Genomic DNA, 14,579 nt, shown 5'->3' on the forward strand with positions numbered 1-14,579 from the left:
CTGTATCGATCAACACCGTGCTTCACTACGCAAATACCGATTCCAAAGACACCAGCTCATACGTATCATCCGCCGAAATTTCACCCTTCGCTTGCAAATACTCCCAGATCATCGACAAGCGTACCGCCCAACGCGCACTAAGCTCCTCACTAGCACCCACATCCGCGCGCAGCGTAAACGAGCGCGCAACAGTCAAATATCCACTGCGAACAGTGAGTGAATCGGTAACAGTATCTGCTGTGAAAAGAGAAAGAGTACCCAAACCGCACGCATAATCGAGCTGCCCAAGCGCACCCGCGAAACTCAAGCCAGCCGCTAGACCCACCGATGTTTCCAATGCGCTAGAAACGACAGTAGGCAATCCCAATTGCTGAGCGATATCGAGAGCACGCCACACACCCCCTACAGGCTGATTCTTAATAACAGCAATATCTGCCCCGCCTTCACGCACTACTTGGAGAGGATCGTCAACTAAACGAATCGATTCATCAGCCGCAATCGGCACACTGACCAGGCGGCGAAGCTGTGCAAGTTCCGACGTCGTTGCGCAGGGCTGCTCAACATACTCCAAACCTCCACCAGCCCGATCCAAATCAGGCAAACGCCGCGCCGCTTCCTCAACACTCCACTTACCATTAACATCCACGCGGATTCGCGCCTGAGGAAGGGCATCATGTACTGCTTCAATACGGGCAATATCCTCGGCGTGCGTTTGCCCTTCCTGCGCAATTTTTACTTTCGCGGTGTGTGCCCCACTTTCGCGTGCAATTCGCGCTGATTCTTGTGGGTCAAGCGCTGGAATTGTCACGTTAATAGGGATTCGAGTACGCACAGGCGGCGGATAACCGTGTTTCAACGCCTCCATTCCAGCCAACACCCAGCGGGAAGAAAGCTCAACGCCGTAATCCCAAAATGGGCTGACTTCTGCCACGTCAACGCGCCTACCATGCACCGATAGAGGGCCAGCAGGATCGACGTCCTCCCGCAAAGCAATCAACCCTGAACGCTGCATAATGTTGCGAAACTGATGCGATAAAGGAATCGAATACGGATAAAAACGCACATGCATGGTATCCATATTACGACGCTGTGCTCATCACACCATTCGCACCCGTGTTCACCGCTCTACAGTCTCCATCACGATTCCTCGATCCACAACGATAATGCGATCAGCGCCCACCACAGCTTGTTCTCGATGTGAAATCTCAATGATCGTCAGATCACAATCCGCAAGTCGGGTGCGAATTTGGCGTTCAAGGCTTGGGTTGAGTTGAGCCGTGAACTCATCGAGGACAAGCACACGAGGGCGCATGAGCAATGCCCGCGCCAAACATATGCGCTGAGCTTGCCCACCAGAAAGAGACGAACCAGCCGAGCCAACGAGTGTATCGAGTTGCTCAGGCATTGAGCGTATTTCATCGGCAATCGCTGCGTTCTCAAGCGCCTGCCACAGTTCTTCTTCCGATGCGTTGGGCGCACCCAACAAAAGATTGTCGCGAATCGAGATATCGAGAAGATCATTGCGCTGACTGACGCAAACAATTAAACTCCGCAGGCAATCCAATTGGATCTGCGAAATATCCATTCCCCCAACCGTGATCTGACCTGAAGTAGGATCATCAAAACGCAAGAGCAAGTTCGCCACCGTTGTTTTTCCTGAACCAGATCGTCCCATCACAACCACATGTTCCCCAGCGCGAACCGTGAACGAAACATGATCAAGCGCATTGTGATACGCCTGCGGATAACGGTAGGAAACCGAGTGAAACTCCACGTCCAGTTCGCCGTCGGGCAACACAGCACTTCCCTCACCAACAAGCGGCTCACTGTGGCAAATTTCCCATAAACGCCGAGCTGCTGCCAAAGAATGATCTAAATATCCAGCCGCGTCCTCTACACCTCGCGGGCCTTCAAAAAGACGCAAGGCACCTCCTGCAAGCCCCGCTACCACAGGAAGCGCCAAGGATTGTGTCAGCCCAACGCTCACAACACCAATCACACTTGCAAGAGTCAAGAAAAGATTACTGGCACGGCGCACAGCATTTCCACGTCGTGCCCGCGCTGAAGAACGCGCAATAGCGTCCTCCAATACTACCTGTTCTTCAAGACGATCCGCGCGGCGCCCATAACCAACAACTTCTTCAGCACCAAAAACAGAATCGGTGATATGAGCACTCAGATCACGGCGCTCGGATAAGGTCTGACGTGTGGCAGCGAAAGCAGAACGCAAACCGAGCCACGGAACGATGAAAAGCGAAAGAAAGACACACACCGCTGGAATTGCCGCAATTGACAGCCCCCACATTGCGCCACTGAAAATAACAGCCCCCACAGGCACCACCAAAGCCGAAACCACAGGGGCAAAAGTATGGGCGTAAACAACTTCAATACGATCCACATCCCGCGTAATCGACGTGAGCAGATCGCCACTGCGAGATGTAAACACCACCCCAGGGGCTTGAGGCCACAACCGTGAAAACACCATTGTGCGCAACAATTCCAGCGCCCGAAACGCAACAAAATGTCCAAGGAACTGTTCGCCATAATAAGCGCTTGCTTTACATATACAAATCACGACAAGCCAAAAAACCGTTGTTGTGATGCCTGAACCAGATTGGAGAACACTCACCAATCCGCCACTCGCCACTGCGAAAAGCGCAATATCCAAACTCAGATTGATAATGCGCAAAACAGTGGATAAATACAGCGGCGCATGAACTGGGCGGGTGATTGAGGTCAACCACGAGATGAGCTGCTTAAGCGTCGGAGATGGCCTGCCTGAGCGTTGTTCATCAATCAACAAACGCGTGTTCTTTTTCTTATTCACTACACTCATCACTTGCCTCTTATTCATATTCGTCCATGGTGACCTGGCGCAGGCGAGAATCGCGCACTTCGTAAATAACATCCGCAAGCTCGGCCAGTGCACGACGATGAGTGACAGCCACAATCGTTAAATCTCGATCCAATTCACTCAGCGCCGCAGTAATCTCAGCTTCTGATTGCATATCGACTTGGGATGTTGGTTCATCGAGAAAAAGAATTTTCCGTTCGCTCAGCAGCGCGCGTGCAAGAGAGATGCGTTGGGCTTGGCCACCTGAAATCAGAGCGCCTCGTTCCCCTACTTCGCTGTCCAATCCGCGTGGCATCCGTTCAACCTCGCCTCGCACGTGTGCTCGCTCAAGTGCTTCCCACATCTGTTGCTGAGTTGCCTGCGGCTGGGCCAGACGCAAATTATCAGCGATAGTGCCGGTAAAAAGCCAGGTTTGTTGAGCGACGACGGCGGTGAGGTTGCGCGCGTATTCCTGTGGCGCAGCGTGAATATCAACTCCTGCAATTGTGATTTTCCCAGAACTTGGCACAAGCGCTGCGCGCATAAGTTTGAGTAGTGTAGATTTGCCCGCACCTGATGGCCCAACAATCGCCACCCGCTGCCCTGCTTCAATACGAAGATTTACGCCATCGAGTACCGTTCCTCGGCCGTAGTCGTAGCTGACTTCTCGCACACAAATCACACCGGTGCCGGTGGTGGAGCTACTTCCACTATTTGCACCATCTTCCGTAGCCTCGTGAGAAAGCGGCGCTCGCGCGTCGGAAAGCTGGCCTTTCACACATGCAGTTTCCTTCTCGCGAACAGCTGTGCCAGTTGTCCCCTCACTCAGATAGCGTTTCAATGCCCGCGTGGAGGCAATTCCTCCCATACCGACGTAGAAAAACCCAGCGACCTGGACAAGCGGTTCAATCAAAAGAGTAGCGAGCAAAACTACCGCAATTGCTTGACTTAACGTGAGCGCACCTGCGCCGTAGCGGTTGATCGCGAGTACAGTCGTGAGGCAAACCAGGAGCAAAGAAAACAAACCGTCAAGGACGATAATGACAATTTGGTTCCCTGCAAGAAGCCTCATGATTGCGCGGCGATTTGCTTCACCTTGTACACGCAATTTCTCTTCGATACGCGGTCCTGCTCCAAGCAAACGAATGAGAACAAGATTGCGGATCGCATCCAAATATGCGCCTGCAAGTTTGGCACGTTCGGTACGAGAATGAGCCGATGTTTTTCTCCACAATCGCATAAATCCCGCAATCAGAAACGGGATGAGAGGCACAAGTGCCATCACCGTCATGCCAGTGAGCGGATCAAAAGCGATAGCCACATATGTCAGTACGATAAAAGGTAAGGTCAACGCGGCAAGCGTAGACCCAAGATACGTCAGGCGGTATTCGGTGGCACGTTCGATGTTGTCTGTCAGAAGCTGAACCGCTTTGCCTGGCTGGTTGGGCACTGATCCCAACGTGGAATACAGATGGTCTAACACGCGCCGCCTGAGGCGCTTTTCTTCACGTCGTGCAGCGTATCCTCCATAATAAACTTCGCATCCGCTAGCAACGACGGCGAACACCAGACACACACTAGCCAATCCCCACCCACGCTGCGGAGATTCAAAATGGTCAGCAACATTGACTAGTAAAGCTCCAGTAGCCAAGCCACTCGCGAGTCTAAAAATCCCAACAAGGAACGTGTCGCGCCTAGCTTGCGGGGAAAAAACTGAGACTTTCACAGACCGAGGTTTGCTTTTCACATTATCTCCCATCGGTTGGAATGACGATGATACGTCCGTTAACTTCTAGCACGTCAATTGGCCATCCGTAGACTTGCGTGAGTGTCGATGGTTTCAATACCTCGCGCGGTGTCCCGTAGGCAACAATCTTTCCATCGTTCATTAAAGCAATGCGGTCACAGTGGGATGCAGCAACTTGAATATCGTGCATGACAGCGATAACGCAGTGTCCTTCACGGGCAAGCTCGTTGCATATATGAAGCGTGCGTTTCTGGTGAGCAATATCGAGTGCAGCGGTTGGCTCATCGAGGAAAACTACTTGTGCTTCTTGGGCAAGAACGCGAGCGAATGTTACGCGTGAACGCTGTCCACCAGATAATTGGGTAATCACTCGCGGCCCATACTCACTCACCTGTGCTTTTACCATTGATAGTTCCACAATGCGTGCATCTTCTTCTGGGGAGCTTGCCCAGCACAGCCTTCCCATTGCCACGATATCGCCACACAGATAGTCGAAGGGAAATGACCCAGATTGTTCCATAACAGATCGGGTTTGAGCCAGTTGTTTCCTCGTATATTGCTCTAGTGGGCGTTCGTGAATGAGAACTGTCCCATGAGCTTTGAGATCGCCAGCTAAAACACCGATAAGAGTTGATTTACCACTTCCGTTTGGCCCCAATAAACCAACGACTTCCCCTGCGTTGACATCAAGATTAACTCCCTTCAGGACAGGGGTGTGTCCATAGGAAAACGTGAGGTTTTGTGCGCTAACTGCTCTCATATGATTTCTCCGTGGCGCATTCGTGAACGCAAGAGGACGAAAAATGTCGGCCCTCCTAAAAGCGAAGTGAAAATACCGATGGGAAGATCTGCGAAAGGAATAAGATTTCGGGCAATGAGATCTGAAACTGTAATCAGCACAGCGCCTCCTAGGAATACAGCTGGGATGAGATAGCGGTTAAGAGGACCGAGGATCAGACGCAAAACATGAGGTACCACCAATCCAACGAAAGCAATGACACCCGCATATGAGACGGCAGCAGCTGTTAAAAGTGCAGCAGCTGTGATCGCAGTAATCCGCAGCGCTTGAACATTGATTCCAAGGTGGCAGGCAGCGTTTTCTCCCAGCGCGAGTGCGTCAAGCTGACGTGCGATAAGCACACTGACGGTTGTGCCAATGAAAACGATGACACCGACGATGAATACCTGCTTCCATGTGGCTCCGGAAAGGGACCCCATTTGCCAAAAAACGATCTGATCGCGTGCTGTCGTTGGAGCAATATATGTGGCAATCGACGTCAGTGCAGTGCATACCGCCGTCACTGCGATTCCCGTTAGGACGAGGTTAAGTACCTGCGCCCGCCCATTCGATCTCGCAAGTACATACACCACGAATGACGCAATGAGTCCGCACAAGAAAGCAGTGAGTGGAACAGCAAAACCTGATAGTGCTGCGGGGAAAAACACGATCGAGGCGGAAGCTCCTACTGCGGCTCCTGAAGACACCCCGATCACCGATGGTTCTGCTAGCGGGTTGGAAAACACTGCTTGCATCGTTGTGCCTGCAACGGCCAAGGCTGCCCCCACAAGGACGCCAAGGATAATGCGAGGGAAACGAATGGTCCACAACGTCGTCATCGCCAATTGGTCAGTGGGGGGATCAGTAAGAGATATTTTGGCGCCAATAGCTCGCACAATATCAGTTGGGACAATTGTCAATTGCCCGCTGGAGGCAGAAATGATCACAGCGCCGATGAGAAGGACGAAAAGCGCACTATACGCGAGTGTCAAGCGCCGGCGTCGATGGGAATGAAGCCAGGAATGGATCATGGGGTGGGCACTCCGTACATTGCGCGAGCAACGGCAAGGAGAATATCGCCCGTTTGCGGGCCAAAAGACAGTGAAATGCCATCGGGAATCGAAATCACACGTTTCTTCTGCCCTGCGCGCGTCTGCGCAACTCCTGGGCGCGCCATCAGACCTTCGATTCCGCCTGTGGATTTCAGACCATCGCGCATAACAAAAATAACTTCCGGATTCACTGAAATCAGCGCTTCAGCGCTCGCCGGCGTTACGGATGTGATTCCCGCAGATGCTGTGACATCGCGTGCGCCAACGCCTTCAATGAGTTCTGTAGCTCCGTCCTTACTCCCAAGCAAGAAGAAAACTCCTGCGTTTCCACGCACATACAAGAAAGCAGCATTAAGGGGATCACGCGGTTTCCACTGCGCAATCTGCTCGCGCGCAGCCTCAATTTCTTTCTCAGTTCTTTGCACGAGAGCTTTTCCGGCCTCGTCAACGCCCAGAGCATGGGCGACAGTTGAGATGAAATCCCGAGTTGTATGAATTTTTCGATCGGGTGAGACAAGAACAAGAGGGATACCAGCAGCACGAATCTGATCGAGGACTTCTGGTGGTCCAACGCTACGGTCTGCCAATACAACGCTCGGCCGTAGGGAGATAATCGCCTCAGCATTAAGTTGATGCCCGTTTTCAGTGACGACGGGGAGTTTTGCCAAAGATGACTCTGTAGAGGATATCGAGCGCCCAATGATTGATTTTCCCAGACCTAAAGAGATAATCGTGCGCGAAAGTGTGCCGTTAATATCAAGGGCTAAAATACGTGAAGTATCAGAAACTTTCACCATATTTCCCTCGTAGTCCTTAACAGTGACGGGGAGTTTTTGCGAAAAATTCCCTTCAATTGGGCGCGGTTGCGCAATATCGGCCACTTCGCTTACTCCACTAAGCGAACGCGGATCTGGTAGCCGCGGGCTTGAGGAAGAACGAGCCGCCGACGAGGGTGAACTGGGTTGGTGAGCTGGGAGAGGGTTTGCCGAGCATCCAGCAAGAATAAGGACGGTCAAAGCAAGGGCGGCGAGGCGCAGACGATGCATAGTACTCAATTCACTCGAATAAAATAGGAAAAATCATACAGTTATGGATGTGGACAAAGCGATGTAGGGTGCGGGGAAGAAACACAACGTCCCCACACCCTACATCATGTCATCAGGCCTTTTGACGGCGGCAGAGTGCCACGACACCACCCACAGCAATTGCCAGGAGGGCGAATGCTGCTTGAGGCAACACTGACGTACCGGTCAAGGGCAGATTCTTCGAGCCATCGGCATTGTTTGTCTTGTAGGAAACATTGCCGAAATCGTCATAGACTTTCAGCTTACCGTCTTCAGTACACTGCGAATTTGGAACCATCTTTGCGGTGCCCGAGAGATTATCGAGGGCTTCGCCCGTCTTGTAGAATCCAGCGAATGCCTTTGCGCCAGTTTCAGTCAAGGACACAGACGAGCTATCAAAGCTCAGCGTTCCATTCTTGGCAGAAAGCTTGGAAAGAGCCACCTTCGCAAAGGCAATCTTGCCATAGTTAGTCACTTTACCGTCCATCGAAGAGCTGGAAACATTCATGTAGAGAGTAGCTGATTTACCTGAAATAACCAGTGACGGATTCGAGATGGTCATATTGAGTTTGCCGTCATGACCACTAAAGTGAACTGAACCTGCGTAGTACACGGTTCCCGTTTGCGCTGTGGTGTCGAAATGTCCACCCGAAACCTTGAACATGAACTGACGGTTGGCGAAAGTCACGTTCTTCGGAGAGATCGCGCCCTTTGCGATAGAGCCTTGTACGTAGTTTGTGAAGCTCGAACGCAGTCCCCAGCTCAATGTTCCACTCGTTACCCGATTCTTCGTGGGATCCGCGTAGCACTTCTGAGCAGGTGTTCCTGTCTTTTGCGTATTGCGAGTCTTATTTTCCGACGTCGGGGAGGCGGAAAGTGGAGCTTTCTTTCCAGGCATTGCCTGCATCTTTTTCCCCGGAGAGGCCAGTTTAAGGATGTCCTTCGACGTCGTTGGAACTGTCACCGTAATGTCAGATGCTTTGTTCCCTACCGCGTTCCCAAGTGCGTTCGAGCCGTCTTTGGCGAAAGTGAAACCAGAAAAGACGAATGTGGCAAGGCCGTTCTTGACGCTAATAGACGGCTTGGCACCAGTGAGGACTGTTCCGTTGTCAACATTGATGTGCTTGCCCTCACGAGATTTTGCGTTGAGTGTGGCTTTCAGCGCCCATGTGCCATCAGCATTCTTGACAAGGGCGGGGTTGGAGATTGTCGTATCCATGACGCCTTTGTGTCCAGTGACACGATTTGACCCCTTGAAGGAAAGTCTATCCACTGATGTGACATCGATTGGGGTAGTGCCCGCATAGGGGAAAACGAAAGCGCCTTTCGCAGGATCTTTCAAGGTAAAGGTTGAGACTGCGCCATCAGTTGATGTCACTTTTGCACCAACGAAAGGCATCGCCAAGTACTTAGCATAAGTGTTGGTCACTGACCAGGATAAATTATGCGCAGGAACCCTCACCGTAGCGGCTGGAGCTTGTGGTGCTGGCTCAGGTGGAAGTTCAACGCCGATAGCAAATTTCTTACCTTTGACAGGATCCGATTCAATGTATTTGCCGCCGACTTCTTTCATCGCTATTACTGAAGGCACGTAGATGCCATTGTCTGAATCTTCAAAGGTGTAGCTGCGGTCTGCTGACTTTGATAGATCGATTGCACGAACTTTCTTGACTGACGTACATTTATCGACACATTCAATTGAGGCGCGCCATTTATAAGCGGAATAGTCACCATCGAAGTCCCAATTGACCTTCACATCATTCTTCTTTTTACCTGTAATCTCTGTCGTGACGGATTTAACAGGTTTAACGGATCCATTGTATGTGCCAGGAATTTTCAGCTCAATGCCGCGGTCAAAGTAACGTGTACTGAGCGCAGCGGCATGAGCGCCAATTGCGCCAATAGAATAGGTGTGACCCTTTTTAAACGTGTCCGCCGGAACGGTGAACGTGTAGGTAAATTCGCCATTTTTAAATTCTGCGCTGGGGATCCAACGTGCGAAAAGACCACCATCACCAGTGAGCGTCAAACACTTATTAATGCGCCAGACCTCGATCGAATCAACCAAGATATAAACTCCAGCACTAGCTGGGGCTTCGGTTTTGGGATCGTATCCTGTGCCGTGTACTGTGAACGTCATTGGCTTTGTCACGTCAATAACATCTGGCTTCGTCACTGTCAGTTTGACGTTGGATGTGCGGTTATCGGGAGCCCAAGCAGCACACCCTTGTTCTACGGGTTGTGCTGTGGCGTCCCCAGCGCTTTTCACGTTTTCTGTTGGTGCTTTCACCAAGGACGATTTATCCGAGTTTGTCGCAGCAAACGGTAACTGCGCTGCTGAGGCAATTGTTGAGGTTCCCAGCAGTGAGCCAATGGATAACACCATTGTGGCTAATAGCGCCGTAGTTTTCTTCGGCATTTCGGTCCTTTCATTTTGGTCGCATTTCTCGATCGGCCAAATTTAGGATACCCTAACTTTTTCGAATTAAGCAAAACTCTCATCACATTATTCTTCGAGCTTGTGCCCCTCTTCCACGGTTACGTGTTACCCAGCGCGAAAAGATCACAAAAGAAAATGGCACAATGAACCCATGAGTGAACTCCCCGCAAAAGTATCTGACCTCTTTGACCCGCGCGTGTGGCGAAGCGTTGACGGCTTCCCTGATGCGGATATCACCTACCATCGCGGCGTCAAGCGCGAGTTTGGCAACGACGGCGAAATTCTCTCCGAGCACGATCTGCCAGTAGTGCGCATCGCCTTCAACCGCCCCGAAGTGCGCAACGCTTTCCGCCCCGAAACCGTTGATCAGCTCTACCGCGCAATCGATCATGCACGCCTGACCGGCCAGGTTGGCGCAGTTATCCTCACTGGCAACGGGCCATCCCCGAAAGACGGCGGTTGGGCCTTCTGCTCCGGTGGCGACCAACGTATCCGCGGACGTGACGGTTACCGTTACGACGGCGGAGGCGACGACGTCGTCGCAAATAAAGCAACACGCGATTCCATCGATCCCGCTCGCGCGGGGCGCCTGCATATCCTCGAAGTCCAGCGTCTGATGCGCAATTCCGGCATGGTCATTATTGGAGCGATCTCGGGTTGGGCTGCCGGCGGCGGTCACTCGCTTAATGTTCTGTGTGATCTGTCGATCGCCTCGATCGAGCACGCCCGCTTTATGCAGGTTGACGCGAATGTGGGGTCCTTTGACGCTGGTTACGGCTCAGCACTTCTCGCACGCCAGATCGGCGATAAGCGAGCTCGCGAAATTTTCTTCCTCGCACGCGAGTACTCAGCCGCAGACGCGCAGCGCTGGGGCGTGGTCAACGAGGCAGTACCCCATGAGCAACTGGAAGAAAAAGCTCTCGAGTACGCCGCCATTATCCGCACTAAGTCGCCGCAAGCCATTCGGATGCTCAAGTTCGCTTTCAACCTTGCCGACGACGGCCTGGCAGGTCAACAGGTATTTGCTGGCGAAACAACGCGTTTGGCCTACATGACTTCCGAGGCGCAAGAAGGCCGCGATGCCTTCTTGGAACATCGCGCACCCAACTGGTCTGACTTCCCCTACTACGCCTGATAGCCACCGCGATGGGCACAGAACTCCATGAGCTCACTCATGAACAACCACAGGTGATCCACGGTGGGCGAGGGCCGAGCGCCCTCGCCCACCTGATGGCCAAACTTCAGCCAGAGTTTCATTCATGGCAAGAAGGCAAACCTGTGCGGCCATTGTTTCTCGTTGAGCCTGGCACAGATCTGCATCAAGCAGCTGACGAAGCCTCCACTCTAGGAATTCCTCAAGGCACGGCGCTACTGATGCGCACATCGGGATCGACCACCGGTACAGGGAAAATTGTGGCGATTCGTTTCGATCAGCTGTACGCGAGCGCGACAGCCACCCATCAAGCACTTCGGGGCGAGGGCGTGTGGCTTGCTGACCTGCCGTATCACCACATCGCCGGTTTCCAGACAGCATTCCGCTCACTCCTTGCAGGTGACATTCCCCAGGCAGTGCCCCTGCACGACACCGCGATCACAGCGAAAATTGTCGCCGAAGCGGCTCAACGCGGGCCGGTCTATCTCTCCGTTGTGCCCACCCAACTTCGGTCGATCCTGGAGTCACCCGAGCTTATTGATACGCTCCTCCCGGTACTTTTACTCACGGGGGGAGCAGCCACCGCTCCTTCCACGCTGGCTCAGGCCCGCGCTGCCGGCCTGACAATTGCCACCTCGTACGGCATGACCGAAACATGTGGAGGGTGCATTTACGACGGCTACCCCATCGGTGACACCCAAATTTCTTGTGACACTACGGGCCGCATTTCTCTTTCTGGTTCGATGGTGGCCAGCGGATACCTCGGAAATGTGGATCCCGATGCTTTTTCAACCGACGACACTGGCCGCCGCACTCATCACACGAAAGATGTTGGGCGCATCGGACCGGCCGGTCAATGCGAAATTATGGGGCGCATCGACGACGCCATCACCACAGGCGGCCTGACAGTGATGCCGCGGCTGATCGAGGACGCAATTGCCGCCGAATACGGAGCAGATTCAGTTGTTGTTGGCGTTCCGAGCGAACGTTGGGGCCACAGCGTCGTCGCCGTCGTTGACTCTCCCTCCCCTCTCGCACAGCACACAGTACGTTCGCGTCTCAAAGAGCGCTTGGGCGAGGGCTGGGCACCTGCACGCGTCTACGACATCACATCTTTTGGCGGCACATGGCCACTCACAGCGTCGGGTAAAATTGACCGGCGTGAGCTTACACGTCGTCTCACAGAATGGGAGAATACACATGGCATCCACGAATGACTGGCTCGAGGGAGCACGCGTACGCACTCTGCCCGCCTCGCTCGCTCCGGTAATCCTCGCCACAGGCATTACACTCGGTGAAGGCTCATTTTCGTGGGTACGCACTCTCCTTGCGGCCCTTGTCGCTCTCTTCCTCCAAATCGGGGTGAATTTCGCCAACGACTATTCCGACGGCATCCGTGGCACCGACGCTGAACGCACCGGCCCCACACGTCTCACTGGCTCAGGCTTAGTTGCACCAAGGACAGTGAAATTCACGGCTTTCGGTTTCTTCGCAATGGCGGCTGTGGCTGGTCTTGCACTGGTGGCGATCAGCGGACATTGGTGGTTGATTGCCGTCGGCGCTGCAGCAATCGTTGCTGCATGGTTTTACACAGGCGGCACACATCCTTACGGCTATGCCGGATGGGGCGAAGTCTTCGTCATGGTGTTCTTCGGGTGGGTCGCCACCGTCGGAACTGTCTACACGCAATCCAATGTTGCCTACTGGTACACGTGGGTGGCCGGTACAGGAATTGGCTTTATCGCATGTGCTCTTCTGATGGTCAATAATCTTCGTGATATCCCAACCGACGCAGCGTCGGGGAAGAAGACGCTCGCTGTGCGTCTCGGTGATAGCGCTGCACGCTGGGCCTTCATTCTGCTCTTGCTCGGAGCACTCCTTGCAGCAGCTGCCCTGGTCTCTGTGGGAGGGCTCTACTTGTCGGCCTGCCTCATCGTGCTGTTGATCGGATACATCATTGTGATCAAGCCTGTACAGCTGGGCGCTCAAGGAGCCGAGTTGATCCCTGTATTGCGAAACACTGGCCTATTTGAGCTTGCCTACGCTGTTCTGATCGCTGTATCGATTGCTCTGGCACAGCGATAAAAATTCCTTCTCACAACAGCCGCCGGCATTGGGACTTGCCAATGCCGGCGGCTGTTTTTAAGCTCGACCTGGTTCCGACTGCGGCGTTGGGCTCGGCTGAGCGCCCCCGTCGGCACTGATCGTCCACTCGATAATCGGCGCCGACGTCGGCGCGGAAGAACCTCCTGCGGGCTCAATGGTGACAAAGACTTTCGCGCCCGGCTCCGGCATCAATTTGACGAATGAAAATGAGCCGTCTTTGCCAGGGGCGTATATGCCTCCGCTGGTAATTTTCCCGTCCATCTCTACCCACACCTGCAGACTTTGCCCGCGTGGGGCTCGCAGTTCCGCTGGGAATGTTACCGCAGCCATATCCATACTTTGCGACCACGTCAACGTCACTTTGTGACCATCATCCATCGTGGTCATGGCACGTTCAACGTCTTGAGCTTCGTTGAGTGCAGCGTAGTGGCTCACGTTCTCCATTGAGCCCATTGCGCTCCACCGTCCCACACCGACGCCGACAACAACGAGCGCCACCGCCGCCGCAGCGTTCATCGCCACTCGACTCCACCGACGTCGGCGCGAAATATCGACCACGTCTGCTTCGTGACGGACATTATCCAGAGGAGGTTGGGCATTATTCGCACCGATGAGGGCCATCAAGTTCTCGCGCACATGAGCTGGTGGCTCAGTGGGAGCCAAAGAGGCTCCGAGCACCCCAAGGACCTCCGCTTCAGGGGTACCAAATTCGGGGTTGTCATGAGCGCTATCAAAACGGTCGTCTTTCATCGCTCGCCCTCCAAAATTCTCTTCATTTTTGCCAAACCATCACGGATCCGAGTTTTGACCGTTCCGAGAGGAACGCGTTGCAGATCAGCGATCTGCGCGTGAGTGAGACCAGTGAGAAACGCCAGCTCAACTGCTGATTTATGTGGCTCACCAATTTCTTCGAGCGCCGCCCGCACATCGCGAGCGACGATACGTTGTTCAACTTCTGCCACTGTTTCATCGAATTCACGTTCAATCGGCACAGCATTGTCGCGGTCGCGTGCCGCCTGGGCTGAACGCACTCGATCAATTGCACGTCGTCGAGCCAGTGTCACGAGGAAAGCGCGGGCGCTCCCCTTCGTCGCATCAAAGGTATGGGCACGCTGCCATACTTCTAAGAACACTTCCTGGAGGACTTCTTCACTTTGCGCATGATCGACCACAATCGACACAATAAGTGTCAACAGCCTGCCTGACCACGTGTCATAGACACGTGCGAACGCATCGCGATCGCCTTGGGCCACCCGGGCAAGCGCCACAGAATCAATATCGGTTATCACCGGGTAATCGTAACCTGCAACGCGCCGCTTCACCATGCGCCCGTCGTCGCGACTTTGGTGCCCGCCTCCCGACGCCGGTGGCACCGACGTCGGGAGGAAAGTCAGTGTTGTCATCAC

Annotated in this window: 12 protein-coding genes; 3 read left to right on the forward strand and 9 right to left on the reverse strand. The window is 53.6% G+C overall.

The window, feature by feature from the left end; translation table 11 throughout:
* Positions 1–25: 25 nt before the first annotated feature.
* From P7079_RS06770 to P7079_RS06800, 7 genes are all read right to left on the reverse strand, one after another.
* On the reverse strand, positions 26–1,078 hold the full coding sequence (locus P7079_RS06770) for an o-succinylbenzoate synthase (protein WP_278012517.1): 1,053 nt from the start codon (positions 1,076–1,078) through the stop codon (positions 26–28).
* A 39-nt stretch (positions 1,079–1,117) separates the two neighbouring features.
* Entirely contained in the window at positions 1,118–2,854 is a 1,737-nt protein-coding gene (locus tag P7079_RS06775; protein ID WP_278012518.1) for an amino acid ABC transporter ATP-binding/permease protein, read from the reverse strand.
* Positions 2,847–4,592 carry an ABC transporter ATP-binding protein/permease gene (locus P7079_RS06780; RefSeq protein WP_278012519.1) on the reverse strand — a complete coding sequence of 582 codons (1,746 nt, stop codon included), beginning with the start codon at positions 4,590–4,592 and terminating at the stop codon, positions 2,847–2,849. Before P7079_RS06780 ends, P7079_RS06775 begins: the two co-directional genes overlap by 8 nt.
* A complete protein-coding gene (locus P7079_RS06785; RefSeq protein WP_278012520.1) occupies positions 4,582–5,340 on the reverse strand; it encodes a heme ABC transporter ATP-binding protein in 759 nt (252 codons plus the stop codon). Before P7079_RS06785 ends, P7079_RS06780 begins: the two co-directional genes overlap by 11 nt.
* On the reverse strand, positions 5,337–6,389 hold the full coding sequence (locus P7079_RS06790; RefSeq protein ID WP_278012521.1) for a FecCD family ABC transporter permease: 1,053 nt from the start codon (positions 6,387–6,389) through the stop codon (positions 5,337–5,339). The genes P7079_RS06785 and P7079_RS06790 overlap by 4 nt, the downstream gene beginning before the upstream one ends.
* Positions 6,386–7,456 carry a heme/hemin ABC transporter substrate-binding protein gene (locus tag P7079_RS06795; RefSeq protein ID WP_278012522.1) on the reverse strand — a complete coding sequence of 357 codons (1,071 nt, stop codon included), beginning with the start codon at positions 7,454–7,456 and terminating at the stop codon, positions 6,386–6,388. Before P7079_RS06795 ends, P7079_RS06790 begins: the two co-directional genes overlap by 4 nt.
* A gap of 112 nt (positions 7,457–7,568) precedes the next feature.
* Positions 7,569–9,893 (reverse strand): HtaA domain-containing protein, encoded by a 2,325-nt coding sequence (locus P7079_RS06800; protein WP_278012523.1) that lies wholly within the window; start codon positions 9,891–9,893, stop codon positions 7,569–7,571.
* 172 nt (positions 9,894–10,065) lie between these two features.
* On the opposite strand from P7079_RS06800, the gene P7079_RS06805 reads away from it, so the two are divergent.
* The 3 genes from P7079_RS06805 to P7079_RS06815 are packed head-to-tail and all read left to right on the forward strand — an operon-like array spanning position 10,066 to position 13,152.
* Positions 10,066–11,049, forward strand: coding sequence for a 1,4-dihydroxy-2-naphthoyl-CoA synthase (locus P7079_RS06805; protein ID WP_278012524.1), 984 nt, complete (start codon positions 10,066–10,068; stop codon positions 11,047–11,049).
* An 11-nt stretch (positions 11,050–11,060) separates the two neighbouring features.
* Positions 11,061–12,284 carry an AMP-binding protein gene (locus P7079_RS06810; RefSeq protein WP_278012525.1) on the forward strand — a complete coding sequence of 408 codons (1,224 nt, stop codon included), beginning with the start codon at positions 11,061–11,063 and terminating at the stop codon, positions 12,282–12,284.
* Complete coding sequence (locus tag P7079_RS06815) at positions 12,268–13,152, forward strand: 1,4-dihydroxy-2-naphthoate polyprenyltransferase (RefSeq protein WP_278012526.1); 885 nt, start codon at positions 12,268–12,270, stop codon at positions 13,150–13,152. Before P7079_RS06810 ends, P7079_RS06815 begins: the two co-directional genes overlap by 17 nt.
* 57 nt (positions 13,153–13,209) lie before the next feature.
* Here P7079_RS06815 and P7079_RS06820 read toward each other — a convergent pair whose 3' ends face one another.
* Complete coding sequence (locus tag P7079_RS06820) at positions 13,210–13,923, reverse strand: anti-sigma factor (RefSeq protein WP_278012527.1); 714 nt, start codon at positions 13,921–13,923, stop codon at positions 13,210–13,212.
* Positions 13,920–14,576, reverse strand: coding sequence for a sigma-70 family RNA polymerase sigma factor (locus P7079_RS06825; RefSeq protein WP_278012528.1), 657 nt, complete (start codon positions 14,574–14,576; stop codon positions 13,920–13,922). Before P7079_RS06825 ends, P7079_RS06820 begins: the two co-directional genes overlap by 4 nt.
* Positions 14,577–14,579: the final 3 nt, after the last annotated feature.

The sequence above is a fragment of the Arcanobacterium canis genome (assembly GCF_029625435.1).
GTDB classification, from domain to species: domain Bacteria; phylum Actinomycetota; class Actinomycetes; order Actinomycetales; family Actinomycetaceae; genus Arcanobacterium; species Arcanobacterium canis.

What these genes read in the sequence shown, in the direction of transcription:
- P7079_RS06810 (WP_278012525.1), top strand. Translation starts at nt 11,061, where the DNA reads ATGGGCACAGAACTCCATGAGCTCACTCATGAACAACCACAGGTGATC.
- P7079_RS06815 (WP_278012526.1), top strand. Translation starts at nt 12,268, where the DNA reads ATGGCATCCACGAATGACTGGCTCGAGGGAGCACGCGTACGCACTCTG.
- P7079_RS06775 (WP_278012518.1), bottom strand. Translation starts at nt 2,854, where the DNA reads ATGAATAAGAGGCAAGTGATGAGTGTAGTGAATAAGAAAAAGAACACG.
- P7079_RS06780 (WP_278012519.1), bottom strand. Translation starts at nt 4,592, where the DNA reads ATGGGAGATAATGTGAAAAGCAAACCTCGGTCTGTGAAAGTCTCAGTT.
- P7079_RS06800 (WP_278012523.1), bottom strand. Translation starts at nt 9,893, where the DNA reads ATGCCGAAGAAAACTACGGCGCTATTAGCCACAATGGTGTTATCCATT.
- P7079_RS06785 (WP_278012520.1), bottom strand. Translation starts at nt 5,340, where the DNA reads ATGAGAGCAGTTAGCGCACAAAACCTCACGTTTTCCTATGGACACACC.
- P7079_RS06795 (WP_278012522.1), bottom strand. Translation starts at nt 7,456, where the DNA reads ATGCATCGTCTGCGCCTCGCCGCCCTTGCTTTGACCGTCCTTATTCTT.
- P7079_RS06820 (WP_278012527.1), bottom strand. Translation starts at nt 13,923, where the DNA reads ATGAAAGACGACCGTTTTGATAGCGCTCATGACAACCCCGAATTTGGT.
- P7079_RS06825 (WP_278012528.1), bottom strand. Translation starts at nt 14,576, where the DNA reads ATGACAACACTGACTTTCCTCCCGACGTCGGTGCCACCGGCGTCGGGA.
- P7079_RS06790 (WP_278012521.1), bottom strand. Translation starts at nt 6,389, where the DNA reads ATGATCCATTCCTGGCTTCATTCCCATCGACGCCGGCGCTTGACACTC.
- P7079_RS06770 (WP_278012517.1), bottom strand. Translation starts at nt 1,078, where the DNA reads ATGGATACCATGCATGTGCGTTTTTATCCGTATTCGATTCCTTTATCG.
- P7079_RS06805 (WP_278012524.1), top strand. Translation starts at nt 10,066, where the DNA reads ATGAGTGAACTCCCCGCAAAAGTATCTGACCTCTTTGACCCGCGCGTG.